This window comes from Oceanobacter sp. 3_MG-2023 (assembly GCF_030688925.1).
Classification (GTDB): domain Bacteria; phylum Pseudomonadota; class Gammaproteobacteria; order Pseudomonadales; family Oceanobacteraceae; genus Oceanobacter.
On the sequence record NZ_JAUYVX010000007.1, the window covers coordinates 117,114 to 141,738 of the forward strand.

Here is a 24,625-nt window from a genome sequence, read left to right on the forward strand (position 1 = left end):
TAGTTTGCAGGGGTAGTTGGCCATGCGTGTTCATATTTTGGGAATTTGTGGCACCTTTATGGGGTCGCTGGCGCAGTTGGCCAAAGCGCTCGGGCATCAGGTGTCGGGCAGCGATCATGGAGTGTATCCGCCGATGAGTGAACAACTGGCGGCAGCGGGTATCGAGCTGATTGAAGGCTTTGATCCTGCGGCGATTCCTGTGGATACCGATCTGGTGATTATTGGTAACGCCATGTCGCGAGGCAATCCATCGGTCGAATATGTGCTGGAACGGGGGCTTCCCTATTGCTCCGGTCCGCAATGGATGAACCAGCACTTGTTGCAAGGGCGCTGGGTCGCCGCTGTTGCGGGCACACATGGCAAAACCTCAACGGCCAGTATGCTGGCCTGGATTCTTGAATGTGCCGGCATGGCTCCGGGATTTCTGATCGGTGGTGTACCCGGGAATTTTCCGGTATCTGCGCGCTTGGGTGACAGTCCGTTTTTTGTGATTGAAGCGGATGAATACGATACCGCCTTTTTTGACAAGCGCTCCAAATTTGTTCACTACCTGCCACGCACTGTGATCATGAACAATCTGGAATTTGACCATGCGGATATCTTTGACAACCTGGCCGCCATCGAACGCCAGTTTCATCATCTGGTACGACTGGTTCCGGCCTCTGGACGGATTATATTACCGCGCTCCGAACCCGCACTGGAGCGGGTGTTGGCGCAAGGCTGCTGGAGTGACGTTGAACGCTTTGGTGAGCCGACTGGCTGGCATGTCCGCAAACAGCGGGAGGATGGCGGTGAGTTCTCGCTGTGGCAGGGTGAGCAGTGTCTGGGTCAGGTTCAATGGACCTTGAACGGTGATCACAATGTGAATAACGCCTGTGCGGCGGTGTTGGCAGCCCGGCATATGGGGGTGCGTCCAGAGCAGGCATTAGAGGCGCTGGCGTCGTTCCGCTTGCCGCGGCGACGGATGGAATGCCTGGCTGATACCGGTCAGGTGAGTGTGTATGACGATTTTGCTCACCATCCGACAGCCATCAAGACCACACTGGCTGGAGCCAGAGCCGCCATGCCTGCTGCTGGTCGTTTGATTGCGGTGCTTGAACCGCGCTCCAATACCATGAAAATGGGGTTGCACAAGGATACCCTGCTGCCTGCGGTGGCTGACGCTGATCTCTCTTTCTGGCTGGAAGCGGAAGGACAGGGATGGAGTTTGGCCGAGCGTTTGCCTGAGTCACAAGGGCAGTGCTTCCATGGTACCGAGGCGTTGTTGGCGCATTTGCAGCAGCACGTGCAGTCGGGTGACCGCGTGGTATTTATGTCCAACGGGGGCTTTTCCGGCTTGCCTGCCCGCTTTGCCCGTTGGCTAACACAACAAGCCGAGAGTACTCCCTCGTGACAGAACGTCGTATCTGTATCGCGGTGACCGGTGCTTCCGGTTCGCCCTACACCTTGCGGTTGATCGAAGTGCTGCTGGCCGCTGATCAGCCGGTAGATCTGATCTTTTCGAAGGCGGCCTTGCTGGTGATGGCAACCGAGACCGAATTACAATTACCGGGCCGGCCTCAAGGACAGGCCCGGGTGTTACAGCAATATTTTCAGGTGGACGAGCAACGTTTGCGCGTCTTTGGCCGTGATGACTGGATGTCCCCCTGGGCCTCTGGCTCTGGCCAGCCGGGCACGCTGGTGATTTGTCCGTGCAGTACCGGTACATTGTCTGCGATTGCGGTGGGTGCCAGTGATAACCTGATTGAGCGGGCGGCTGATGTGGCATTAAAAGAGGGCCGCCAACTGATTCTGGTGCCACGGGAAAGTCCGTACTCAGAGATTCATCTTAATAATATGCTGACCCTGAAACGTATGGGGGCGACGATTTTGCCGGCCAGTCCGGGGTTTTATCATCAGCCACAATCGGTGCAGGATCTGATTGATTTTGTGGTCGCCCGTATTCTTAATCAACTTAATATACCCCAGTCGCTGATGCCGCTGTGGGGAGCAACTTACCAGCCAGGAGAAGTACCCGGTGACTGAAGCCAATAACGAATCAAATCAACAGGCGGTCGAGCCGCCGGACATGACCCGCTGGGCATTAATCGGCTTTGTTGCCGGTGTCATCCTGGCTGTACTGGCGATGGAGTATTACGGTTTTGTCAAACATCCCTCAACGACTGACAGGGCCCGTATCGATGAGTTTGTGCTGATGTCTCTGGAGCCGGGTTATGACGTCAAGGTATCGCACAAGGCATCCGGAAAAGAAGCCTTCTGTGTGGATGGCTATTTATTGCTGCGACCCACCAATGGTCATGAAGTGGCCGGTATCCTGGTTGATAGTAAAAACCGGCCGGTTGCGTGTCGGGAGACGCTGGGACACGGGCAGCCAGAGGCTGATAAAGCTGGGGAATAAGCGGAAAAGAGTGTGATAGGCCGATTGTTATCGGCCTTTTGACTGGTCGCAACCATCAAACAGAAGCGGTCAACAGAACCATCAAGCTACAACTAACAACTAATCAAGACAACCAACAAGATACACAACCCACAAGACTGGCTGGTGGCAGCCTGCGGGTTGTTGATCGCCGGCCTATTTGCCAGACAGGTATTTGATCAGCTCATCCGAACCACCGATGTGCTCACCACCAATGTACACCTGTGGCACGGTTTCGTTGCCAGTAATCGCCCGCAACGACACAATGCTGGCATCGGTGCCCATAACGATCTCTTCGTAATCCATACCGGCCGCTTCCAGTGCACCCTTGGCACGGGCACAGAAAGAACAGCCCGGTTTGGTGAAGAGTGCTACCGATTTGGGTTTTGCCGCATCGGCATTGATATAGTCAAGCATGGTATCCGCATCGGACACTTCAAACGGGTCGCCTGGCTTTTGTGGTTCAATAAACATTTTTTCGATGATGCCGTTTTTCACCAGCATGCTGTAACGCCAGCTGCGTTTGCCAAAGCCGATGTCATTCTTGTCGACCAGCATCCCCATACCTGAGGTGAACTCACCGTTACCGTCGGCAATCATGCGAATGTTGCCTGCTTCCTGATTGGCAGCCCAGGCATTCATAACAAAGGTATCGTTGACACTGATACAGATGATTTCATCAACACCGTTGGCCTGAAACACGCTGGCCAGTTCATTATAGCGAGGCAAATGTGTGCTGGAGCAGGTTGGCGTGAAAGCACCGGGTAGTGAAAAAACAACAACGGTACGGTCTTTGAAAATATCATCACTGGAGATTTGTACCCAGTCATCGCCGACACGGGCGGGCCAGCTGACGGATGGTACTGGCTGGCCTTCTTTGTTGATCAATGTAGTCATGGTTGCTCCTTGAGCTGGATGTTCACAAGCGGATAATGTCTGTCTGGATCATGTTTAGCACTGTCTGGTCAGTATGGTATGTTCTTTTTGGTTATAAAAGTTCATTGGTTTGTTTTTTCATGATCCAGATGCGCTATCTGCTTTCATCGCTTTTCGCGTATCACTTTGACGTATGATAGCGGCTTGGCCGTCATGTTATGGTGAACCGTATGTTGATAGAAACCAGTTCGGATCTGATTGTCTCGAGTCATGTTACTCAGCTGGCGAATGGTACCTGTGTGGATGCCGCGACCCTGCTAAATGGTTGTGTTCTGACCATCAGTTGTGATGGGTTGGCTTTGTATCGCCATCTGGATGCCCTGCAAGATCCTTTGGGGAATGGCCTGATCCGTAGTGTGGCCCTGACAGCAGAGGCGTGTCTGCCTGATTGCTCGCCCCTGATTCTGGAATACCGGGCGGGTTATGTCGGTCTGGAGGGCGGGTTTGTGCTGCTGATCGGGTTGAATGATGTGCGCCTGTTTGCTTGCAAACAGGATGCATTGAGTAATACAAATGAATTGCAGCGACTGTCGTTGCAATACCAGTAATAACGCAATGGGCGGGGAGTCACAGGTTTGTCGGTAAATCCTTTTTACAGCTATGTGATTGGTGCAGACCGCTCGATTGGTCAGTGTCTGACCAGGGTGCTGGCAGCAGAAAACTATGTTTACAAGGGCCTGGCGATTGAACGGCAGGAGCGCCTGTCGGTGCAGTCGACTGGCCAGCCGTTTTTTGTGCTGGTGCCGTCGCTGTATCATCCCGGTGATCTGAGTGAGGTGCTGGCCTGGGTCGATCTGGCAGACAAGCATGATGCGCCGGTGGTGCTGGTATCGTCACTGGCATTGTTTGCCGCCGACGATTCGCATCGGTTTTCAGAGTCAGACGAGCAGTACAGTTCGTCTGAGTTGGGTATGCTCCTGCAAGAAGTGGAGCAACGAATCCGCCAATGTCGCCGACACCTGATCTTACGGGTGGGCCAGACGTTTTCGGTACAGGCCGGGGACTTTGCTCATGCCTTGCTGACCCGTATCCGCGACAGTGGTCAGATTGAAGTTGATGATCAGCGTACCTTCAGTCCGACACCGGATGATGATATTGCCAGTGTATTACTGGCGATGCTGAAGCAAGCGGACTGTAGCGATGAGTTGTGGGGGACGTACCATTTTTGTGGTGTCGAGCCGGTGACATCCTACGCCTTTGCCGAAGCCCTGCTGGCTGAAGCCGGGCAGTTTGAAGACTTGTCTTGTGCTCGCCTGATAGAACACAGCGATGGAATATCGCCCGCTATCTGGACTCCAAACGGCGATGTTGCACGACTGTTCCACACCTTCGGGATCAAGCGCAAGCCATGGCGAACCGGGTTGGGGCGTCTGGTACGGCGTTATTATCGGGCAGCATGATATATCGCAGGAATGCGGTGGCTGTCAGATATAAAAAAACAGGCCAGTGGGCCTGTTTTTTTATGTCTCCTGACTCAATCACATCAGACTTATGACAGATTCAGGGCACTGGATTCCTGATACAGCGTCATCAGCTTGTCGGTGATAACCGTGCGGATACTTTCGCGATCGAGAGATGACAGGGATTGTAATTCATTCAGCCTCAGGCGGTGCAGATGGAGACAAGGCAGCTGATCGTTAAACTCGCGCAGATCGCCTTTCATCAGTACTGGCAAGAACGGATCTTCGCTATTGGAGCGCCGCAGAATCTGTCGAATGCCTTCCTGGAAAGGAATAGGGACTGAGCGTACGTTTTTATCCCGGTGAGAAATAATCAGATACAAACCACTTTTGCCAATCAGGTTGCCGGGAATCACGTGCAAGCCGGTGGATTGTACCGCGGTTGGATTCAGGTGGTTAAACGTATCGTGGAATGCATAAGGGTCCGGCAGGATCACCAGCTGGCGATGCGCTTCTTCAGGGAAGAAGACATTGTAGTTGGTATAAAGCTGACGCACGGAAGAAGAAAACACACAGAAGTGGTTCTCGAACTGTTTGACAAAATTGACGGCCCGCTTGTGCTGGTGGATTTTTTGAAGATCCCACACCAGGTCCGCGTTACGTTGTTGTTTCACAGAATTCATCCTGTATACCTTACGAGTAATATGCAGTTTAACGTATGGGCCCAACGTTACTAGATTTTTCGGTAACGGGGCAGACTAATATGCCGCATTTTGTATTTTGTGGACAAAAATTGTCAGTGATCAAGCCAGAGTGAGCATTTGTCGACGGCCTTTATTTCTGACAACGTCTTGTCAACTCCCAACGAGCATCAGTATGGCAGCTTGAATAGCGGGAAACTGTGCGTTGGTCGGAGGGTGTGCTGTTAACTCTGTCCCAAACGGGGAGGACAAAACAGTTGGGTCGAAGTGACCAAAAGTGTCAGTTCACTCATCAGCAACCAGGCATTGCCCCCCTGGCCTTTGGCAGCAGCATCCACTTTGGCGGCGATGATCAGTGCTTGCTGTAGCTCTTGCCGGGTCAGTCGGGAGAGTGCTGTCTTGTAGCTGCCCTGTTGCCGTGGCCAGACCCGTGCTTGCTTGAACGCTTCTGCCAGGGCTTGGCCGGTCTTGCCAGAGAGGGTGAGCAGCTGGCGAATTTTATGGGTCAAGGCTCCGAGAATGGAGAGCACTTCAACCCCCTCGGCGCGCAAATGCGACAGAATCCTGCTGGCATCCTGGACACTGCCATCGAGGCAGGCATCAGCAAAGCCAAACGCCGTGAAGCGGGCATTGTCTCCCAGTGCGTCCAGCAACAAGTCTTCTGTAATACGGCTCGCACCACTCATGCGCAGCTTTTCTATCTCTTGTACCGCAGCCAGCAGGTTGCCTTCGGTCTGGTGGGCCAGCAATGCGATCGCGGTCGGGTCGGCCTGCAAGCCGGCTTGCTGCAGGCGATGGCGTAGCCAGCCAGCGTACTGGTTGCGTTCAATCGGCCAGATTTGCACCAGCGCGCCGTGCTTGTCGACGGCTTTGTGCCAGGCGGTATTTTGTGACTTGCTGTCGAGACGTGGGCAGATAATCAGCAGCAGGTTGTCGGGATTGGGTCGTTGTAACAGGGCTTTGAGGGTATCGCCCTTATCGCTGGGTTTGCCATTGGGAATCCGGATTTCCAATATTCGGCGACTGGCAAACAACGACATGGCATCGGCTTCATCCCGGAGCTGGCTCCAGTCGAACCCGGCTTCTGCATGAAAAAGCTGACGCTCCTCAAAACCTTGCTGCCGGGCGGCGGCCCGAATCTGGTCGCAGGCTTCCATCACCAGCAAGGGTTCGTCACCAGATACCAGATACACCGGTAGCAAGGGCTTGCCCAGATGTGCGAGTAGCTGGTTGCTATGCAGCTTCAAGAGTCGCTCCGAATGTGCTGAAGACGGATCAGCAATAGCTCCACCATACGCTCGGTGAGGCGTTCACGAGTGGCGTCTTCTTCCAGATCGGTGGCAATCACCCGGGTGACGTCATTGTCAAACCAGGATTGGGTTGACAGCGTGATGGGGTCGGCAGCGTCGGTCGAGGTGACCAACCGTCCCTGAAGTTCGGCTTCCAGTTGGTATTCCGCCACCTGGCCTTCACTGTTAATCGTCAGGGTGCGGCGACTGATCGTGAAGGATTGGATGTCCAGCACGGCCTGGGCGCTGTCACCATGACTGACCAATAGCCAGCCCTGATTTTCCAATGCCTGTTGCAGGCGCTGGTTAAACAGGTTGCTGGCCTGGCTCTGCAACATCAGGACGGTGGTGTCTGCGGGAGGCTGGTAAGCCCCGCGCAGTTGCCAGCCGCAACCACTGACCAGCAAGGTCAGTAGCAACGGCAGGAGGCTGTATGGCCGACGAAAATAGCTCAAGATAGTGTGCCTGTTCAGTTCGCGACGATATTGATCAGCTTGCCGGGTACAACAATCACCTTACGTACCGTTTTGCCTTCCAGCTGCTTCTGGACTGCTTCGTCAGCCATGGCCTGAGCCTGCAATTCATCCTTGCCGATCGTGGCACTGACATCCAGTTTGGCGCGTAACTTACCGTTTACCTGCACAACGACCTGAATGGTATCGGCAACCAGTGCGGATTCATCAACCACTGGCCAGCTGGCATCAATCACCAGCCCTTCGTTGCCGAAGGCAACCCAGAGTGCCTGGGTAATATGCGGCGCCATCGGGCTGAGCATACGAATCACTGCGTCCATGGCTTCGGCAGCCACAGCACGGCTGGACTCAACCGCAAGGTCGAGTTTGGTCAGGGTTTTCATCAACTCCATGATGGCCGCAATGCCAGTATTGAAGTTGTAACGGCGACCAATGTCATCGGACACCTTGGCAATGGTTTCGTGCAGCTTGCGACGGGCGTCCTTGTCGGACTTGCTCAAGGTAACGGCTGCCACTTCGACCGGGTCGAGCTGTTGCAGCTCGTAGGCCAGACGCCATACCCGCTGAAGGAATTTCTGGGAACCCTGGACGCCGGAGTCTGACCATTCCAGTGTTTGCTCCGGGGGCGCTGCAAACATGGTGTAGAGGCGGACGGTATCGGCACCGTATTGGTTGATGGCTTCTTGTGGGTCGACGCCGTTGTTTTTGGACTTGGACATCTTGCTCATGCCGGAATGTTGTAATTCCAGCCCGTCGGAGGTGCGTTTGGCGGCGATCATGCGGCCCTTTTCATCACGCTCAACGGTGACTTCCAGCGGATTGACCCATTCCTTGCCGCCATTGGGGTTGGTGTAGTAATAGGCGTCCGCCAGAACCATGCCCTGGCAGAGCAGGCTTTTGAAAGGCTCATCACTATCAACCAGGCCGGCATCACGCAGCAGCTTGTGGAAGAAGCGGGCGTACAACAAATGCAAAATGGCGTGTTCGATACCACCGACGTATTGGTCTACCGGTAACCAGTAGTTGGCTTCGGTCGGGTCAAGCATCTGGTCGGCCTTGGGCGAGCAGTAGCGGGCGTAGTACCAGGACGACTCCATAAAGGTGTCGAAGGTATCGGTTTCACGGAAAGCAGGAGCACCGTTGAACTCGATGTTTTCGAATGCCGGATTATTCTTGATAGGAGAGTTCACACCATCCATCACCACATCGGTAGGCAGGATCACGGGCAACATGGAAGCCGGTGCCGGCACTGATTCGCCGTTTTCGGTACGGATGATCGGAATGGGCGAACCCCAATAACGCTGGCGGCTGACACCCCAGTCACGCAGGCGATAATTGGTGGTGACTGTGCCTTTGCCAAGCTCGGCCAGTTTGGCGGCGATGGCATCGAACGCCTGTTCGAAGTTAAGGCCATCAAATTCACCGGAATTGATCAGGGTGCCTTTTTCGGTATAGGCAGCCTGACTGAGGTCGATTGCATCGCCCTCGTTGGCGGCAATCACCTGTTTGATATCAATGCCGTATTGGGTGGCAAATTCAAAGTCGCGCTGATCATGGGCAGGAACGGCCATAACCGCGCCGGTGCCAAATTCCATCAGGACAAAGTTGGCGACCCAGATGTCGACCGTTTGGCCGGTCAGGGGATGGATGGCACTGAAACCGGTTTTCAGACCCTGTTTGTCCTTGGTGGCGACGTCGGCTTCGGCGGTACCGGCTTTATTGCAGGCTTCAATAAAGGCTGCCAGTTCCGGATTGTGGGCCGCGGCTTCACGTGCCAACGGATGGCCTGCAGCTACGGCAAGATAACTGACACCCATCAGGGTGTCCGGACGGGTGGTATACACTTCCAGCTCATCGTCCCGGCCTTGCAGACCAAACGTCAGCTGTACGCCACGGGATTTGCCAATCCAGTTGCGTTGCATGGCTTTGACCTGATCCGGCCAGCCATCCAGCTGGTCGAGATCGGCCAACAGTTCTTCTGCGTAGGCGGTGATGCGGATAAACCACTGTGGAATTTCCTTGCGCTCAACCGGGGTGTCACAACGCCAGCAGCAACCGCTGATCACCTGTTCGTTTGCCAGTACGGTCTGGTCGTGAGGGCACCAGTTGACCGCGGATACTTTTTTGTACGCCAGGTCTTTTTCAATTAACTGGGTGAAAAACCATTGTTCCCAGTGGTAGTAATCCGGGTCACAAGTGGCAATTTCACGTTTCCAGTCGTAACCAAAACCCAGCGATTTCAGCTGGTTTTTCATGTAGGCGATATTTTCTTTGGTCCACTTGCCTGGCGCGACCTGGTGTTTGATGGCGGCATTTTCTGCAGGCAGACCAAAGGCGTCCCAACCCATTGGTTGCATCACATTCTTGCCTAGCATGCGCTGGTAGCGGGAGATGACGTCACCGATGGTGTAGTTACGGACATGGCCCATGTGCAGTCGGCCGCTGGGGTAGGGGAACATTGACAGGCAGTAGAATTTTTCTTTGCTGGCATCGGCCACTGCGCGGAATACCTGATTTTCTTGCCACTGTTTCTGGACAGCGGGTTCAATGTCGTGGGGAGCGTAAGTCTCTTGCATCATGTTGGTTTTGACGTCGGGTACGTGATTGGGAAAGTAGGAAAGGGAGTTTAACCGAATGCGCCCGGCGCGAACACCGACTGAACCGCGGAGTCTGTTGATTGGGCCAAAGGACAATGCGTGACAATGTCGCGTTCGACGTATTCTGAACGACCGTGCTCCAATAGACCTGTTGACTCAGGTCAGTAGCTGTCCGACAAACTGGCAAAACAGCCCATTCAGGGGTTGGAGCAACGCAGCCGGATCGGTATTTTATCGGATCATCACTGGGACTGTTATGGCAATGAAAAATATCATCCAACCTGTACTGTGTTTGCTCCTGTCGTTGGGGCTGTTGTCCGTCTCTGTGCAGGCGGAGACTGTTGACGAATTGTTGGCCGATATGGCTCGTATCCAACAAGACCCGGTAGCACTGAAAGCTGCTATTCAGCAGGGAGAATATCGCGGTACCTTGTGCTTTTCCTGTCACGGCAAGGATGGCAATAGTACCCGGACATATATTCCCAATCTGGCCAGCCAGAATCCGTCCTACCTGTTTACCCAGTTTGAGCACTTCGCCAGCGGCGAGCGCAAGGACTATGTGATGAGCAAGCTGGCCGGGCAGATCAGTGATTCGGATCGGGTCGCGATCGCGCTGTACTTTGCCAATCGCCCGGTTATGGAAAGAGAGGCACCGGTTGCGTCTTCTCCTGAGGGCAAGGCGCTGTTTGAGGCGGTGTGCTATGTCTGTCATGGAAAAATGGGTCATGGTTCCCGCGACTATCCCCGGATTGCAGGCCAGCCTTATGAGTTTCTGGAAACAACCCTGCTGAACTTCAAGAACAAGAATGTGGATCGGAAAACATCGCCAATGATTGGTGTGGTCCAGAATCTGACCGAGCAGCAATTAAAAGACCTGGCAGCGTATGTGACCCATATGCCCTGATTATTAACAGCAGTCCGACTTCGCATAACCGGATACCGGGTTATGCGAAGATTTTCTCGCCCGCTGGCTGCTCTGCTAGACTGGTCTGCCCGACAGACCAGTGACCTCGCCATGACACATTCTCCCATTGATTCTTCTGCCTTATGTTCCTCTGCCCGTCGTTGGCAATTCTGGGTTGATCGTGGTGGCACCTTTACCGATCTGGTGGCGTTACGCCCGGACGGTCAACTGGTGACGCACAAATTGCTGTCTGAAAATCCGGATCATTATGACGATGCCGCGATTGAAGGCATTCGTCAGTTATTGGCGCTTTATCCAGACCAGGGGCGTCTTATTGGTCAAGTAAAAATGGGTACTACGGTCGCCACCAATGCACTGCTGGAGCGCAAGGGGGCGGCGGTGGCGCTGTTCATCAGTCGTGGCCTGCGCGACCAGTTGCAGATTGGCTATCAAACCCGCCCGGATCTGTTTGCCGTTGCCATCGAACAACCCGAGCTGTTGTATCAGGCGGTGTACGAAGTGCCAGAGCGGATCTTGGCCAGTGGTCAGGTTGACTGGCCGCTGGACCTGGACGCTGCCCGTGTGCAACTGCAGGAAGCCAGGGACAACGGTATTCGTGCGGTCGCCGTGGTGCTGATGCACGCTTACAAATACCCGCAGCATGAACTGGCACTGGCGGAACTGGCGCTGGCGCTGGGCTTTGAACAAATCTCCCTATCCCATCAGGTCAGCCCACTGATCAAACTGGTCGCCCGAGGCGAAACCACTCTGGCAGATGCCTATCTGACGCCGGTATTACAGCGTTATCTGATACATGTTGAACAGCAGCTGCAGGCGATTTGCCCGGATGCGACATTGTCATTGATGCAGTCGAATGGTGGCCTGGCAGCGGCGGCCTTGTTATCCGGCAAGGATGCCGTTTTGTCTGGTCCGGCCGGTGGTGTGGTGGGCATGGTACGTACCGCCAGTGCCGATGGATTTGAGCGCCTGCTCGGTTTTGATATGGGTGGCACCTCAACGGATGTCAGCCATTTTGCCGGTGAGCTGGAGCGCGAGACCAGCACCCGTATTGCCGGTGTCGGTTTGCGGGTGCCGATGATGAATATTCATACTGTGGCGGCTGGTGGTGGTTCCATCGTCAAGTTTGCTGACGGTCGGTTACAGGTCGGACCGGAGTCTGCCGGTGCCAATCCAGGGCCGGCTTGTTATCGTAATGGTGGGCCGTTAACCGTCACCGATTGCAATGTTTTGTTGGGGCGTATCCAGCCACAGTATTTTCCCAGTTTGTTTGGGCCGAATCAGGGTTTACCCCTGGATGTGGACAGCGTCCGGCAACAGTTTCAACAGTTGGCACTTGAAGTGAGTCAGCAGACCGGGCAAGTGCAGACCGCAGAATCACTGGCGCAGGGTTTTCTGGCCATCGCCGTTGATAATATGGCCAGTGCCGCCAAAAAAATCTCGGTACAGCGCGGCTATGATGTACGGGACTACGCCTTGGTTGCCTTTGGTGGTGCCGGCGCCCAACACGCCTGTCAGGTGGCAGAGGCAATGGGCGTGACACAGGTCTACCTGCACCCGATGGCTGGGGTATTGTCCGCTTATGGTATTGGTGTTGCGGATCAGCGTTGGCTGGGAGAACAGCCGGTCGAAGTGGTACTGACCGAGATGGACACCGTTCGTGAACGGGTTTGTCAGCAATTGAGCGATCAAGCCCGACAAGCGTTGCCGGATTCTGCCGGGGTGACGGATCAGTGGCGTGCTTATCTGCGTTACCAGGGTGCCGATACGCCCTTGTTGGTAACGCTGGCTACGCCAGACAAGATGACCGCCGAATTTACTGCCCGACACCGGCAACTGTTCGGGTTTGCGGCTGCGGATCAGGCCTTGATCTGTGACGCCATTCAGCTGGAACGTATTCAGCCCGGTGAGCCATTACCCCGGTTGCTGCCGACAGCCAGGGCCACTCCCGAGCCATTGGCCACCATCGACATGGTCTTTGCTGATGGTCGGCAGTCGGTCACTGTCTATCCCCGCGCCCGTTTGCCCGATGGCTTTTGTGCTGCCGGGCCACTGCTCTTGACCGACAGTAACAGCACGTTGATCGTTGAGCCGGGCTGGGTGTGCAAGGTGATTGCCAGCGGTGCACTGGTACTGGAAAAGATGCCAGATACCGTGCAGAAACAGGCGCTCCTATCCGTGCCGCTATCGGATATGGCACTGACTGACCCGGAACCATCCAGGGCTGATCCGGTACAACTGGAAGTCTTTAATAACCTGTTTATGGCCGCCGCAGAGCAGATGGGGCTGGTGCTGGAAAAAACCGCCAGCAGCGTCAATATCAAGGAACGGCTGGATTTCTCCTGCGCCATCTTTGACCGTCATGCTGAACTGATCGCCAATGCGCCTCATATTCCGGTGCACCTTGGCTCCATGAGTGACAGCGTGCTGGCCGTCGTCCGTCGCCACCCGGAAATGGAAGCGGGGGATGCCTTCGTGCTGAATTCGCCCTATGAAGGAGGCACACATCTACCAGATATCACCGTCGTCAAACCGGTTTTTATTGACGGTAACCGTTCCGGAATGGCGGATTTTTTTGTGGCGGCCCGTGGTCATCATGCTGATATCGGTGGCATAACCCCAGGATCGATGCCCGCCAATAGCCAGCATATTGAGGAAGAAGGTGTACTGATCGATAACCTGTTGCTGATGCGACACGGAGTATTGCAGACGGATTCAATGCTGGATGTGCTGACGAACGGCCGTTACCCGGCGCGTAACCCAGCGCAGAATATGGCCGACCTGAAGGCCCAGCTGGCGGCTTGTGAAACCGGTGCCCGAGAGCTGGCGCGTCTTTGTCAGCGTTATGGTCGGGAACGGGTACATCAATACATGGGCCATGTGCTCGACAATGCCGAATATACTCTGAGAGCGTGTTTGGCCCAGTTGCCATCGGGGCAGTTCGAGCAGCGGATGGATGATGGCACCCGCTTTGCGGTAACGATCAAGGTTGATCAGCAGGCGCGCAGTGCCATGATTGACTTTACCGGCACCGGTTATCGGCCGGACCAGGCCATGCATCCGGGCAACTTTAACGCGCCCACATCCGTGGTCCGAGCTGCCGTGTTGTATGTATTCCGGGTGCTGGTGGCTCGGCCGATTCCGCTGAATGCTGGCCTGTTCCGGGCGTTAACCATTCGGGTACCGGAGGCATCGATTATTGCCCCTTGCTATCCGGCGGCAGTGGTCTCCGGCAATGTCGAAACCGCCCAGTATCTGGTTGATACCTTGATGGGCGCACTGCAGCTGATGGCGGCCTGTCAGGGCACCAATAACAATCTGACCTTTGGTAACAAACGTTACCAGTATTACGAAACCTTGTGTGGTGGCGCCGGTGGCAGTGCTTCGGGAGCCGGTGCCAGCGCAGTGCACAGTCATATGACCAACTCACGGCTGACCGACCCGGAAGTGCTGGAGCAACGTTACCCGGTGGTGCTGGATCACTTTCATTTACGCCGTGGCTCGGGTGGCGCTGGCCAATACCCGGGCGGCATGGGCGTTGAGCGGCATATCCGTTTTCTCGAACCGATGACCGCCAATATTATCAGTGGCCGCCGCCAGGTAGCCCCTTTCGGGATTCAGGGTGGGGATGCCGGTCGTTGCGGAGTCAATCTGGTGATGCGCGGTCGTACCGCCGCCGGAGAACCGCTATCGGTATTGCCTGTCGCCGGTTGTGCCCGACTGGAGTTGCAAGAGAACGATACCTTGGCGATTCATACACCGGGTGGTGGTGGTTACGGTACCGCCACTGTGCCAGTGGCTGGACGCTAAAACCCAAGTGCGGCTGTCGGGATTAGTCAGGATTGTGGTAATCTGGCCGCTGTTTATTCACCTTATTCACCTGATGAGAGATTTGTCACCATGGATATTATGGAAGTCATCAAAGACCAGATCGCAAGCAACGATATTCTGCTGTACATGAAGGGTTCACCCAATCAGCCCATGTGTGGCTTCTCGGCCCGCACAGTGCAGGCCGTGATGGAGTGTGGCCAGAAGTTCGCGTATGTCGATATTCTGTCCAACCCGGAAATTCGCACCAATTTGCCCAAGTATGCCAATTGGCCAACCTTTCCCCAGTTGTGGGTTAAGGGTGAGTTGGTCGGTGGTTGCGATATCATCACCGAGATGTTTGAAAAGGGCGAATTAAAAGCTCTGCTTGACGAAGCAGCGGCAGAGTCCTGATCGTTACGAGTGCGAAGCCGCTCGGCTTCGCACCGGTTGTGCTTGCCGCCATTCGCCATGACGCGCTTGCGTTGTTGCTCGTCTGCATGGCTGTTGCTGTCGCTGGAGAGCGTTGGCCCACGTTATCAAACGTGGCGCGATGGTTTGCATTGCCGTTGACGGCGGTTGCTGTACGTCGACAAAACTCGCCATAATGCTGCAAATGGTCACAGCAGTCCGTTATGTCAGCTTCTGAACACTATTCCGATAACACATCACTTGCACCGTTAGTGGATATTCTTGCGTCTCCGCTGTTACTGGCCCGGCGACGTCCTCCCTTGTCCTTGTCTCCATCTATCAAACGTCTCGATTATGCGCTGGATATGGCGGCACCAGGATTGGTGTGGATTCATGCCCCGGCGGGTTTTGGCAAGACGCAATATCTGCTGGAGTGGTATCAGCGCTGGCAGGGGCAAGGGCTGAATGTCCTCTGGTTCAATTGTGAAGTGACGGATGATGCCGCCTTGTTGCTGCAGGCATTATTGGCCGGTGATGGGTCGGCAGAAGCCATGGCGCTGGCGCGGCGTTGCTGGCCTCTGGAGGAACCTCCGACCTTTGCTGTCGAGCAGTTGGAATCCATTCTGCTCAACTGGTTGGCGCTGATCGACCGGCCGCTGTGCCTGTGTATCGATAACCTGCAGAACCTTGATGACACTGGCTGGCAACTGGTTCAGCTTCTGATCCGGCGGGCTCCTGAGTCTTGTTTCCTTGCTTTGGCGACCCGTCGCGCTCCCCGAGGTGCCTGCGCCGTGTTCCAGCACCCATCCATGTTGGCCGTTGGTATGCATCAGCTCAGCTTTACCAGGCAACAGCAACAGCGCTGGCTGGAACAGCATGGGCTGCAGCTGGCTCCGGAGGAACAGGCACTGCTGGATCGCCGCCTGGCCGGTTGGCCGGCAGCGATGAGTATCTGGCTGGCCTGTGTCCGTGCCTATGCCACGCTGGATGTAATGGCCCCAGGCCTGGGGGTTTTTGAGTTGCAGGACTATTGGCTCAGTGAGGTGGTCGCCGAGCAGTCGGCAGAGTGCCGTTTGCTGTTACAGCAGCTGTCGGTGCTGGAACAGGGCTGTGAGGATTTGTTGCGGCGATTGAATCATCAGGATGCCAGTGCCGGGATTAAAGAGCTGGTACGGAATGGTTTTTTGCAGCCTCTGGAGCAAAGTGGCTGGGTATCGATTGCGGCACCGTTCCAGCGGCTGGTGGCTGCCACGGTCACGGAAGTGCAGCGTGAACAATGGCATCGACAGGCCTTTTATTGGTACGGCGAGCATCAGCAGCCGGTACGGGCGCTGGAACACGCGCAGAAAACGGCGATGGTGGCAGAGTTGGCGCCGTGGATGGAATCCCAGGCCGAGGCATTGATGGCCAGTCTGGATATTGCCGGTCTGATTGATTGGTGTGAGCTGGCAGGGGAGCAGGTGCTGAATCGGTCGCCACGGCTGATGCAGTTGGCCTGTTGGGCCTGGCTGGTCAGTCACCGCCAGCGCCGGGCCGACGCGATGCTGCGCCAGCTGATCCACCGGCAGTTGCTGAATGAGGCCGACCTGGCGGCGTTGCAAGGGTATCAGGCGCGACTGAAAGGACAGCACAAAAGTGCGATGAATTTGTGTAAAAAAGCGCTGGCCGGGTTGCCGGGCGATCGTTACAGCAGCCGTTTTCTGATGTGCAGTACGTTGACGTATTTGAGTCTGGGTGAGACCGACCTCGACAATGCCCGTGCCTGGAACCGGCAGGCGATGCAACTGGCGCGACAGCATGGCGTCTGGGCACTGGAAGCCCTGGCCATGTTTGATCAGGCGCGTATCGAGCTGCACCGGGGACATCTGGAGTTCAGCCTCGATATCGTCGATGCCAGCATTCAGCTGCTACGGGACAAGCCCGGACGTATCCCGGTTGTGCCGATGGGGCGACTGATGGTCTACCGGGCTTTTTTATTGTGGGTGACTCGTCGCGAAACCGAGACCCTGCCCGAGTTGTTGCAGCAGGGCAGTCGTTATTGTCGCGAAGGTGCGGATGTCATTGTGTGTTATGGCTATGGTTTGCAGGCGATGATGGCCGCCGCTGACGGTGAGTATCACCGGGCTCTGGGTATGCTGGATGAGGTTGAACGGTTGATGCATGGCTGGGGGGTTGAGTCTGATACCTATCTTTGGCTGATTCTGGTAAAGGCGAATGTCTGGATCTCCCAGGGCAAGCACCATCGGGCCCAGGGCTGTCTGGTTGAACTGCTGGATGGGCAGCCGGTAGCGCAGCTGTCACGACCGGATGTGTTTCCGTTATTACCGGATTTTGCTGCCGCGACCCAGGCCAGGTTGTATCTGGTCTGTGGCCGTTTTAATGAGTGTCTGGCGGAAGTGGATGAATGGCTGCGTTGTAACTCCAGCCCAATGATCATGATGTTGATTCAGCTGATTCGTGCCGCGGCGTTACGTGGCCGTAATCAGATTGCTGAAAGTCAGCATATTTTTAATCAGGTCGGGCACCAGTTGCGGCAAGAAGGTATCAGTATGAGCTTCAAGGCCTGGCTGCCAGAGTTGTATGCTCCGGCCAGAGAAACAGAAGCGTCGATTACCGAGCCGGTACGGGTCCAGCTCAGTGATCGGGAGCACGATGTGTTACGCAAGATTGCGGAGGGATTATCGAATCAGGACATTGCTTCGCAGCTGTTTATTTCCTTGCATACTGTCAAGACCCACGCCCGCAAGATCAATATCAAACTGGGGGTGAAAAACCGCACTCAGGCGTTGAATAAGGCGAAGGAACTGCTGCTGCTATAACAGGCAGATGGAGATTCACCCACCGGGCATGATTGCTCTGGTGGGTGATGATTTGTTGATCGGTGCGGAATAGTTCAGAGCGGAATCTAGTGTTCGGTCACTTTGGGCACTTCACATTCCCTGGAGGCGTGTGGCATGTCCACTTCCCAGGGCGGGTTCGGACGAATGTGATCAATCACGAAGTCAACAAAGCTGCGTACCTTGGCAGACAGATGGCGGTTACTCGGGTACAGGGTATGGATCGGGTTGGCTTCAAACGGATAGTTACAGCAAATGGGTACCAGGTCGCCAGACTGAATGGCCGGTGCTGCAATCAGCACAGGTAGCGGCGTAATACCGCTACCGGACAAGGTCAGGGCATACAGTGAGGCAAAATCGTTGGCCTGTAACTTGGGTTTGACCTGTACCGTCAGCTCTTTGCCTTCCGGGCTGGTCATATTCCATTGCAGCCAGCGTGATGCTGAAATCAGTCGGTGATTGGCGAGGTCATCCGGATGTTTCGGTGTACCGAAGCGTTGCAGATAGTCCGGGCTGGCGCATAACAGCATGCGCACATCGCCGAGATAACGGCCAATCAGGGAAGAGTCTTCCAGCTGCCCGATGCGGAAAGCCACGTCGATGCCTTCCTGTACCAGATCCAGCAGTTGATCAGACAGCACCAGGTCGATGGTGAGCTGGGGATGTTGATCCATAAACTCGGCCACCAGACTGGATAATACCGTTGAGCCAAACAGCACCGGTGCCGTAATACGCAGGGTACCGGTTGGTGTGGTCTGCATCTGGGTAACTGCGATATTGGCCTCTTCGATTTCACTGAGGATACGGGAGCAATGGCCATAATAGGCATTGCCGGTATCCGTCAGACGCAAGCTGCGGGTGGTACGCTGGATCAGTCGCACACCAAGACGCTCTTCGAGTTGGGTTATTTTGCGGCTGACAGTGGACTTGGGCAGTCCGAGATTTTTAGCGGCACCGGTGAAGCTGCCAGCGTCCACAACATGGACAAAAATCGCCATTTCATTGAGGTCAAATTCTTCGCGCTTGCCAATCTGCATTAGGCTCTCCTGGTATTGGCGGTTGGTCTTCGAACACATAACGTTTGAAGTAGCATTTCGGGCCTTACCGTGCCATAAAGCCTGGAACAATGGTAGATTAAAAATATCGATTGTTCTTTATTTCGGTGTATATATCCATGCGTTATTGGTTATGTTAAGACATTATTCTTATCTATAGGCGTATTTTGACGCCCAGAGAAACAATGGTTGGCAAGTCAGTCACGTCTTCCCGCTCGCTGTAATCAGCATTTTTGTAGCGATAGTCAGTGACATTATTACGGCCATACAGGTTGAGAATTTCACCGTACAGGGTCATTTCCCAGTGGCTGTAAAAGAAGTTGCGATCGGCCCGGACATCCAGGGCGTGATAAGCCGGTAAACGTTCGGAGTTCAGTGCGCCATAAATCGGATTGTATAGCTCCGGGTCATTGGCGTCTTGTTCTGCCCCAATAATCGGTGTCACCAGTTGACCGGATTGGTAGCGCCATTTGAAGCCCAGGGACAATACATCGCTGTAATCATAGCTGGCGACCAGATTGACGATTAAGGGCTGATCATAGCTGTAGCGGAAATCTTCATTGGTCAGCTCATTGGTGCGGCGGGTACGGGACCAGGCAACGGAAGCCCAGCCGTACCACTGTTCACTCAGGTCCTTGTTGATAAACAGTTCCATGCCCCAGGCCTCGCCACTGGCATCGTTGGTGTAACGGGGCAGGTCGAGATATTCCTCATCCGACAGATCAGGGTAAACCGTTTGCTGGTCGGCCCGGGCAATCACCAGCCGCTGCATGGTTTTGTAGTAGCCTTCGAGGCGAATCAGCAGATCATCCCGTAGCTCATGTTCAATGCCGGTTTCGTAGTGGGTTGCCGTTTCCAGTTTGAGATCGGGATTACCAAAGTTTTTGGCGTATTGGCCAAAGTTGTCGGGGAAGTTGTGGTAGCGGCCATAGGCGGCTGTCAGATTCCAGCCGGGAGCAACCTGCCATTCAGTGCTCAGTTTGGGTTCAATAAACAGTTCGTCAGTATAGTCTTCCTGAGCCACCAGCACGCCGGGGGTTATGGTCCAGTTGTCTGTGGCTTGCCAGCTGTCGGCAACGTTGAGGTTGACGCTGGTGATAACGATATTTTCATGGAGGGTGACCGTTTCTTCGCCATCAACAAGGCGGCAGTCCGGGTTGTACTCGTCGCAGGGTGGGCCGGAATAGCTGCCTTTGATAGAGGCATGGGATTCGGACAGCTCAGCTCCCCAGTGTAAATAGTGATTTATGCCCAGCGGTTGGGAAAACTGGCTGCGCAGTATGTAGTCATTGGTTTTGACGTCAACAAAATTTCCCTGGCCGATAGTGAGCTGGAACTTCTCCTCCAGTTGGGAAAGGCCGCTCTGGTGTTGCAGGCCATTGCCATAAAACTTGTCCCAGACAATCGCCTGGCTGTTGAAGTAGCGTTCAGAGCTGATGCCACCCTCCAGACCCGGGTCTTGCGCCAGCTCGTCAGAATCTTCGTCGAATTTGAGACCGGCCTTGTCCCGTGAGCCAATGACCTGAACCACCAGGCTTTCTGTAAGACTGGGCTGATATTCATACTTGCCCTGATAGTCGTAATATTCGGGCAAGGTCGTAAACTGGAAATCTTCATCGTCCAGCAAGGCGTCGATATAGTACTGGAACAGGCTCTGCCGGCCCGATAAATAAAAGCCCTGTTCACTGTTGATAGGCTGTTCGATAAAAAGCCCGGCCTTGAGCAGGCTGACATCGATGACCGCCTGGGGAGTGGCAAAATCCGGAGAACGTGAGCTGGCATCAATCACCGCGGCGGTCGAACCATTGTATTCTGGCCCGAAGGCGGCGGCTTCGAGAATAAAACCATCAATGACGTTGTCGTTGAGAATGCTCGATGAGTCGCTATGAAAGATATAACCAACCGGGAAAAAATCGATGTAATAAGCGTTGTCATCCGGTGACGAGCCACGCACTGCGGGGGCGGATTCCCGGCCACCGCTGAAGACAACACCGGGCAGGCTTTCGATGGCTTGCAGTGGATCATTACCCGCACCCGGGACGCGCAACAATTTGCGCGGACTGACCGATGTTATCGGTTCGGTGACCCCCAGTACCTCGACCACCTCAATATCAGGATCATCAGCCAGAGAGGGCTCTGAGAATTCGTCTTGTGTTGCCGCGACCACAAGAGGAGAGGCAAACATTGTCGCGACGAATGGCAGAAGTCGGGATGAAGAAAGCGCTTTCATGACGGCGTCCTGTGTCCATGGAAGGTGCATTGATAGGGCGGTCAATGACATTGATGGTGAAGCTAATAATAGCGTTAATCAATATCAACTTACTGCCAGTGAGTGAAGTATCTGTGACATGAGTGGGTCTCTTTTGACCACTTCCGTCATTCCATTTCCGTCTGCATGATCTTGAGTGACTTGAAAGCTTGCAGGGCACGCTGACGGGCAAAGGCGTGGTCGACGATCGCTGCCGGGTAGCCACACTGCTGGCGTTCGAGGGTATTGGGCTGATGGCGGCGGGCGGCGGGCAGTGCGGCCAGCTCCGGTAAATAACGCACCAAGAACTGGCCGCTGGCATCAAACCGTTGCGATTGGGTGGTGGGGTTAAAAATACGAAAATAAGGCACCCCGTCAGCACCGGTGGAAGCACTCCACTGCCAGCCACCGTTGTTGGAGGCAAAATCCGCATCCACCAGATGACGATTAAAAAAAGCCTCGCCGCGACGCCAGTCGATCAGCAGGTGTTTGGTCAGAAACATGGCGCTGACCATACGCAAGCGGTTATGCATCCAGCCGCTGGCGAGTAATTGTTTTTGGGCAGCATCCACCAATGGATAGCCAGTACGGCCCTCGCACCAGGCCTGGAAGTCGGCCTCCGCATCGCGCCATGGCAGCTGTTCTGTGTCTGCCTTGAACGCCTTGTGTTGACACAGCCGGGGGAAGGCGACCAGCAAATGGCGGTAAAACTCACGCCAGGTCAGTTCGTTGATCCAGCTGTCCAGACCGGCCTGTCCTCCTGCCAGCAAGCCATTGTTCATCTGACTGGCAGCAAACAGGCATTGACGGGGCGACAGCAAACCGAGTGCAAGGGCAACGGATAATTGGCTGGTGGCATCCAGTGCTGGCAGGTCTCGTTGCTGGTGGTAAAGCCGGCCTTGCTGCTGCAGGAAGTCCTCCAGTGCATCATGTGCACTGGCTTCGTCGTCAAACCAGAGAGCGTCCGGGGAGCAATCAGTGTCAACCAGCCCATGGCGCAGTGAGAGACTTGGGCGGGTATGTGTTGGCAAGGCATCTGGGCAGGGCAGCGGGGTAAGCTGCGCGCCTTCGGCCCGGGCTAGCCAGGCTTTGCGGAACGGGCTGTAGACCTTGAAAGGTGAGCCGCTTTTGGTGGCCAGGTCGCCGGGAGGAATCAGGCACTGGTCATGAAAACGATGAACCGAAATCTGGTGTTGCCTGGCCCAGCGCTCCCAGTGGCGATCACGGTTGCTTTCGTTAACTTCGTATTCGTTGTTGAAACTGACGTGGCGAATATCCAGCTCAGTTACCAGCTGTTGCAGTTGCTGCAGGCTATGACTGAAAGTATCCGCCTGTAATACCAGCAGTTCGACACCCAGCCTGGCCAGTGATTGTTTGAGGTTATGTACCGCGTTCTGTATCAGGCGGATTTTACGTTGCCCGAGGCCGTGTTGTTGCCATTGCCGTGGTGTGACGAAGTACAGCGCCAGTACGGATGCTGATTCATCGGCGTTACTGGCCGCTCGCATGGCATGGTGCAGCGCCGGGTTGTCATGTACGCGCAGATCGGTTCGAAACCAGACCAGATGGCGGATTGGGTGGTCGTTACGCATTGGTTGCCCTGCCGGTGTTCAGTACATAGTGCTGTATCTGTCGTGGTAATGGCGTTCGTAAACGCTGCATATTGGGTCGGCCACCCTCATGGTTGGGTGGTGTGCCGGTAATAATGTTGCTGCGTTCGGTGTGAGAGAGGTAGCGCTGCCAGCGTGTCTGTTGGTCGGTCGTGGTCGCGATAAAATGAATCCAGATCTGTCTGGCTTCCAGAACGGAGGCGGCCAGGCACAGATCATTGGGGGTGAGGTTCGGACCAAGGTATTCGACCCGGAGGCCGACAGCCCCAATGGCGCAGGCTCGTACCAATACGTCCAGTTCACCGCTGGGGTGATTGGTCGCCATTAACAGAGTGGGGCTGCTGGCCCGGCGCTGTTGCTGATAAAACAGGCAGTTCAGCTTGCGCTGTAGCAGATGTTCCATGGTATGTAGCAGCATGGGATCGTCCAGCTTGCTACCGGCACGTAACTGCTGCCGCAGGGGTGCCAGGCAATGCTGGTAATACAGTGCAATCGGATAGGTCGAGAATGCCTTGCACCAGAGCGCATCGAGACGTTTGAGGTCAAGTGCCATCAGGTTGTCGATCACGTCTTGTTGCTGTTGCTGCCAGTGATCCGGGTTGCCAGCTGAGCCATGTCCTTCGATATGTTCATGATGGCCAAGCAGCAACAAGCTGATCTGGCGTATCGGGTAGCCCTGCTCCAGCCAATAGAGGATACGCCGGACATGACGGACGTGTTCTTCACTGAAAAAGCGATGGCCTTGTTCGCTACGAAAGGGATGAATCAGGCCATAGCGTCGCTCCCAGGCCCGCAAGGTTGCCGGGTTAACCCCTGTGCAACGGGCAAACTCCCGGATCGGGTAGCTGCCCTGAGGAATCGACGAGCTCACAGGGTGTTCCTCAATCCCATTTCATACGGATGTGGATTGAGGTAGACCTGCTGGCGAGCGTAAGCGTTGACTGTTTTGTCGTGATTAAGGTGATGCTTCAGCAACATCAAGGGCACCACCAGAGGGACAATGCCCTGGCGATATTGTTGAATAACTTCCGTCAGCTCCGCCTTGTCTGCTGGTGTGATCAGACGTTTCAGGTAGCCCTGCAAATGCATCAGGGTATTGGTGTGCATTTTACGGCTGGCGGGGGTGGCCAGAGCCGTCATTAACTGGGTGAAATACTCGTTGGCAATATCGTCCAATGATGCATGGTGCAGGTCGGCCAGCAGCTTTCCCATGGACTTGTAATGCACCAGGCTGTGGGCCATCACCAGATATTTGTAGCGACTGTGAAAATCGATCAGTTTGGTGGCCGTCATACCGGCTGCACGGCAGGTTTGCCATTCCTGATAGGCAAATACCCGCACCATAAAATTTTCTCGCAAGGCATCATCGTTCAGTCTTCCAGCTTCTTCCATAGGCAGTAGCGGGTGACGTCGCCGGAATTCCCGTGCAAATACGCCGGTGGTGGTACCTTCGGGGTGGCCGTTGGCGAGATAGCGCTTGACGCCAAACAGGCCACAACTTGGACTTTTTTGCATCAGAATAAAGCCACTCAGATCGTTCATCTCCAGAGCTTGCTGCTGCGCATACTGTTTAAGTGGTTCAGTGACATCCTGTTCTGCGTCGGCACTGGCCAAGGCACGTACGGTTGTATCATGGCTGTTGTCACTGACCAGGCGAATAGGCTTTCTCGGGGTACCCAGACCAATTGCGACCTCCGGGCAGACCGGCACAAACTCTGCGTATTGGCTTAATACATCGGTGCAGAAACGTGACTGTTTGTGGCCGCCGTTAAACCGTACTGGCTGACCAAGAAGACAAGCGCTGATGCCAATTTTGAGAGTGGCGGTTTGCTGGGTATTAGTCATTTGTATAACCTTTGTTAAGGTTTTTTGTATAGATTTGATTTTGAGGTGATTGCCGCACTGTTGTCAATAGAAGTTATG

General features: G+C 54.9%; 19 protein-coding genes. 9 read left to right on the top strand and 10 right to left on the bottom strand.

The window, feature by feature from the left end; genetic code table 11:
• The first annotated feature begins 22 nt into the window (after positions 1 to 22).
• From mpl to Q8W32_RS08525, 3 genes are read left to right on the top strand one after another with little or no spacing between them, the layout of a single operon-like run.
• Positions 23 to 1,393 carry a UDP-N-acetylmuramate:L-alanyl-gamma-D-glutamyl-meso-diaminopimelate ligase gene (mpl, locus tag Q8W32_RS08515; protein ID WP_305414524.1) on the top strand — a complete coding sequence of 457 codons (1,371 nt, stop codon included), beginning with the start codon at positions 23 to 25 and terminating at the stop codon, positions 1,391 to 1,393.
• Positions 1,390 to 2,025: a flavin prenyltransferase UbiX gene (locus Q8W32_RS08520; RefSeq protein ID WP_303432126.1), complete on the top strand. Its 636-nt coding sequence runs from the start codon at positions 1,390 to 1,392 to the stop codon at positions 2,023 to 2,025. Before mpl ends, Q8W32_RS08520 begins: the two co-directional genes overlap by 4 nt.
• On the top strand, positions 2,018 to 2,398 hold the full coding sequence (locus tag Q8W32_RS08525; RefSeq protein WP_303432125.1) for a hypothetical protein: 381 nt from the start codon (positions 2,018 to 2,020) through the stop codon (positions 2,396 to 2,398). The genes Q8W32_RS08520 and Q8W32_RS08525 overlap by 8 nt, the downstream gene beginning before the upstream one ends.
• Before the next feature lie 174 nt (positions 2,399 to 2,572).
• Here Q8W32_RS08525 and Q8W32_RS08530 read toward each other — a convergent pair whose 3' ends face one another.
• Positions 2,573 to 3,313 (bottom strand): glutathione peroxidase, encoded by a 741-nt coding sequence (locus Q8W32_RS08530; protein WP_303432123.1) that lies wholly within the window; start codon positions 3,311 to 3,313, stop codon positions 2,573 to 2,575.
• A gap of 209 nt (positions 3,314 to 3,522) precedes the next feature.
• Here Q8W32_RS08530 and Q8W32_RS08535 point away from each other — a divergent pair, with 209 nt between their 5' ends.
• Entirely contained in the window at positions 3,523 to 3,900 is a 378-nt protein-coding gene (locus Q8W32_RS08535) for a hypothetical protein (RefSeq protein WP_303432121.1), read from the top strand.
• A 27-nt stretch (positions 3,901 to 3,927) separates the two neighbouring features.
• Positions 3,928 to 4,752 (top strand): sugar nucleotide-binding protein, encoded by an 825-nt coding sequence (locus Q8W32_RS08540; RefSeq protein WP_305414526.1) that lies wholly within the window; start codon positions 3,928 to 3,930, stop codon positions 4,750 to 4,752.
• Positions 4,753 to 4,841: 89 nt separating this feature from the next.
• Here the strand turns inward: Q8W32_RS08540 and Q8W32_RS08545 are convergent, their stop codons facing one another.
• The 4 genes from Q8W32_RS08545 to leuS form a co-directional block, all read right to left on the bottom strand.
• The gene (locus Q8W32_RS08545) at positions 4,842 to 5,435 is read right to left on the bottom strand and encodes a hypothetical protein (RefSeq protein WP_303432118.1); all 594 of its coding nucleotides are present in this window, start codon (positions 5,433 to 5,435) and stop codon (positions 4,842 to 4,844) included.
• Between the two features lie 242 nt (positions 5,436 to 5,677).
• Positions 5,678 to 6,700: a DNA polymerase III subunit delta gene (gene holA, locus Q8W32_RS08550; RefSeq protein ID WP_303432116.1), complete on the bottom strand. Its 1,023-nt coding sequence runs from the start codon at positions 6,698 to 6,700 to the stop codon at positions 5,678 to 5,680.
• A complete protein-coding gene (lptE, locus tag Q8W32_RS08555; RefSeq protein ID WP_303432114.1) occupies positions 6,697 to 7,197 on the bottom strand; it encodes an LPS assembly lipoprotein LptE in 501 nt (166 codons plus the stop codon). Before lptE ends, holA begins: the two co-directional genes overlap by 4 nt.
• 14 nt (positions 7,198 to 7,211) lie before the next feature.
• Positions 7,212 to 9,791 (bottom strand): leucine--tRNA ligase, encoded by a 2,580-nt coding sequence (leuS, locus tag Q8W32_RS08560; RefSeq protein ID WP_305414553.1) that lies wholly within the window; start codon positions 9,789 to 9,791, stop codon positions 7,212 to 7,214.
• A gap of 283 nt (positions 9,792 to 10,074) precedes the next feature.
• Between leuS and Q8W32_RS08565 the strand changes: the two genes are divergently transcribed.
• The 4 genes from Q8W32_RS08565 (at position 10,075) to Q8W32_RS08580 (ending at position 17,771) form a co-directional block, all read left to right on the top strand.
• Positions 10,075 to 10,716 carry a c-type cytochrome gene (locus tag Q8W32_RS08565; protein ID WP_305414529.1) on the top strand — a complete coding sequence of 214 codons (642 nt, stop codon included), beginning with the start codon at positions 10,075 to 10,077 and terminating at the stop codon, positions 10,714 to 10,716.
• A gap of 42 nt (positions 10,717 to 10,758) precedes the next feature.
• Positions 10,759 to 14,544: a hydantoinase B/oxoprolinase family protein gene (locus Q8W32_RS08570; RefSeq protein ID WP_305414530.1), complete on the top strand. Its 3,786-nt coding sequence runs from the start codon at positions 10,759 to 10,761 to the stop codon at positions 14,542 to 14,544.
• A gap of 90 nt (positions 14,545 to 14,634) precedes the next feature.
• Positions 14,635 to 14,955: a Grx4 family monothiol glutaredoxin gene (grxD, locus tag Q8W32_RS08575; protein ID WP_303432107.1), complete on the top strand. Its 321-nt coding sequence runs from the start codon at positions 14,635 to 14,637 to the stop codon at positions 14,953 to 14,955.
• 221 nt (positions 14,956 to 15,176) lie between these two features.
• The gene (locus Q8W32_RS08580) at positions 15,177 to 17,771 is read left to right on the top strand and encodes a LuxR C-terminal-related transcriptional regulator (RefSeq protein WP_305414532.1); all 2,595 of its coding nucleotides are present in this window, start codon (positions 15,177 to 15,179) and stop codon (positions 17,769 to 17,771) included.
• Positions 17,772 to 17,857: 86 nt separating this feature from the next.
• On the opposite strand, the gene Q8W32_RS08585 is transcribed toward Q8W32_RS08580, so the two are convergent.
• From Q8W32_RS08585 to Q8W32_RS08605, 5 genes are all read right to left on the bottom strand, one after another.
• Entirely contained in the window at positions 17,858 to 18,826 is a 969-nt protein-coding gene (locus Q8W32_RS08585) for a LysR family transcriptional regulator (RefSeq protein WP_303432103.1), read from the bottom strand.
• Between the two features lie 172 nt (positions 18,827 to 18,998).
• Positions 18,999 to 21,074, bottom strand: coding sequence for a TonB-dependent siderophore receptor (locus Q8W32_RS08590; RefSeq protein ID WP_305414534.1), 2,076 nt, complete (start codon positions 21,072 to 21,074; stop codon positions 18,999 to 19,001).
• 146 nt (positions 21,075 to 21,220) lie between these two features.
• On the bottom strand, positions 21,221 to 22,684 hold the full coding sequence (gene phrB, locus Q8W32_RS08595) for a deoxyribodipyrimidine photo-lyase (protein WP_305414535.1): 1,464 nt from the start codon (positions 22,682 to 22,684) through the stop codon (positions 21,221 to 21,223).
• The gene (locus Q8W32_RS08600) at positions 22,677 to 23,573 is read right to left on the bottom strand and encodes a MerR family transcriptional regulator (protein WP_305414536.1); all 897 of its coding nucleotides are present in this window, start codon (positions 23,571 to 23,573) and stop codon (positions 22,677 to 22,679) included. Before Q8W32_RS08600 ends, phrB begins: the two co-directional genes overlap by 8 nt.
• Positions 23,570 to 24,547: a DUF523 and DUF1722 domain-containing protein gene (locus tag Q8W32_RS08605; protein WP_305414538.1), complete on the bottom strand. Its 978-nt coding sequence runs from the start codon at positions 24,545 to 24,547 to the stop codon at positions 23,570 to 23,572. Before Q8W32_RS08605 ends, Q8W32_RS08600 begins: the two co-directional genes overlap by 4 nt.
• Between the last annotated feature and the right edge of the window lie 78 nt (positions 24,548 to 24,625).

Coding starts and splice junctions, on each gene's coding strand:
- mpl (WP_305414524.1), top strand. CDS start 23: ATGCGTGTTCATATTTTGGGAATTTGTGGCACCTTTATGGGGTCGCTG.
- Q8W32_RS08530 (WP_303432123.1), bottom strand. CDS start 3,313: ATGACTACATTGATCAACAAAGAAGGCCAGCCAGTACCATCCGTCAGC.
- Q8W32_RS08535 (WP_303432121.1), top strand. CDS start 3,523: ATGTTGATAGAAACCAGTTCGGATCTGATTGTCTCGAGTCATGTTACT.
- Q8W32_RS08545 (WP_303432118.1), bottom strand. CDS start 5,435: ATGAATTCTGTGAAACAACAACGTAACGCGGACCTGGTGTGGGATCTT.
- leuS (WP_305414553.1), bottom strand. CDS start 9,791: ATGCAAGAGACTTACGCTCCCCACGACATTGAACCCGCTGTCCAGAAA.
- Q8W32_RS08565 (WP_305414529.1), top strand. CDS start 10,075: ATGAAAAATATCATCCAACCTGTACTGTGTTTGCTCCTGTCGTTGGGG.
- Q8W32_RS08570 (WP_305414530.1), top strand. CDS start 10,759: ATGCGAAGATTTTCTCGCCCGCTGGCTGCTCTGCTAGACTGGTCTGCC.
- grxD (WP_303432107.1), top strand. CDS start 14,635: ATGGATATTATGGAAGTCATCAAAGACCAGATCGCAAGCAACGATATT.
- Q8W32_RS08580 (WP_305414532.1), top strand. CDS start 15,177: ATGTCAGCTTCTGAACACTATTCCGATAACACATCACTTGCACCGTTA.
- Q8W32_RS08585 (WP_303432103.1), bottom strand. CDS start 18,826: ATGCAGATTGGCAAGCGCGAAGAATTTGACCTCAATGAAATGGCGATT.
- Q8W32_RS08590 (WP_305414534.1), bottom strand. CDS start 21,074: ATGAAAGCGCTTTCTTCATCCCGACTTCTGCCATTCGTCGCGACAATG.
- phrB (WP_305414535.1), bottom strand. CDS start 22,684: ATGCGTAACGACCACCCAATCCGCCATCTGGTCTGGTTTCGAACCGAT.
- Q8W32_RS08605 (WP_305414538.1), bottom strand. CDS start 24,547: ATGACTAATACCCAGCAAACCGCCACTCTCAAAATTGGCATCAGCGCT.